The following is a 1,205-nucleotide window of genomic DNA, read 5'->3' as shown; positions in this document are numbered from 1 at the left end:
AATGGCATATAGTAAAGAGTTAAGGGATGCAATGGTTGCAAAGATGCTCCCACCAAACAACCAGTCCATATCCAGGATATCCAAGCAGGAAGGGATACCAGAAGCTACGCTCAGGAAATGGAGAGATGGTGCCAGGGCAAATGGGAAAGCTGCACCTGCAAGCAATGCTGGATCTGACGAATGGAGTACAGAGGATAAGTTCCTCATAGTTATAGAGACAGCAGGACTTTCCGAAACCGAACTTGCTGAATACTGTCGCAAGAAGGGCCTGTATGCGGAGCAGATAGAACTCTGGAAGAATGCTTGCATGCAAGCTAACGGCGGTGTTGCCCAGGAAGCTTCTCGGCTCACCAAAGCACTGAAGCAGAAGGACAAGGAGGTAAAGCTTCTGGAGAAGGAGCTTATTCGAAAAGAGAAGGCTCTGGCTGAAACTGCGGCGCTGCTGATACTGAGAAAAAAAGCCAATGCGATTTGGGGAAACTTGATGGACGACGAGGAAGAATGATTAACGTCTCAGATCGCAGCAAGGCAATTGTGTTAATCAATGAGGCCGTCACTGGTGGAGCGCTACTGTCAAAAGCCTGTGAGGAGGTCGGAATCACTGAACGCACCTATTACCGCTGGATTAGGCTATGCAGGGAAACAGGTGGCTACATTGACCGAAGACAGACTGCAGAGCGTCCTGAGCCTGCAAACAAGCTTACAGAAGAGGAACGAATGGAAATCATTGAGGTGGTAAACCAACCTGAATTCCGAAGCTCTTCACCTTGTGAGATTGTTCCTACACTGGCTGACCAGGGAATCTATATAGCTTCTGAGTCTACCTTCTACCGAGTTCTAAGGGAAAAGGCTATGCAACACCATAGGGGCAGGACAGCAGAGCGCAACCCACGACCAATATCAAGCCATTGTGCAACCGGACCAAATCAGGTCTGGATGTGGGATATCACATATTTGAACGGCCCGGTAAAGGGTATGTTCTATTACCTGTATCTATTCTCAGACCTTTTCAGCAGGAAGATAGTGGCTTGGGAGGTATGGTCAAAGGAATCAGCTGAACACGCCAGCCAGCTGGTAAGGCGTGGCATTATATCTGAGAAGATTGGGCTGCGTAGGAAGCCTCTTGTGCTTCACTCAGATAACGGAAGTCCTATGAAGGGTGCTACCATGCTCGAAACGCCCTACAGCTTGGGCATAACGCCATC

The 1,205-nt window shown here is 49.0% G+C and carries 2 protein-coding genes; both read left to right on the top strand.

All coding sequences use genetic code 11. The features are described 5' to 3' along the window. On the top strand, window positions 1-505 hold a 505-nt coding region (locus T472_RS06285), incomplete at its 5' end, for a transposase (RefSeq protein WP_023863432.1). Next, on the top strand, window positions 502-1,205 hold a 704-nt coding region (locus T472_RS06280), incomplete at its 3' end, for a DDE-type integrase/transposase/recombinase (protein ID WP_023863431.1). The genes T472_RS06285 and T472_RS06280, both read left to right, overlap by 4 nt.

The organism is Youngiibacter fragilis 232.1 (assembly GCF_000495435.3).
GTDB classification, from domain to species: Bacteria; Bacillota; Clostridia; order Clostridiales; family Clostridiaceae; genus Youngiibacter; species Youngiibacter fragilis.
This window is presented reverse-complemented; position numbering and strand designations above follow the sequence as displayed.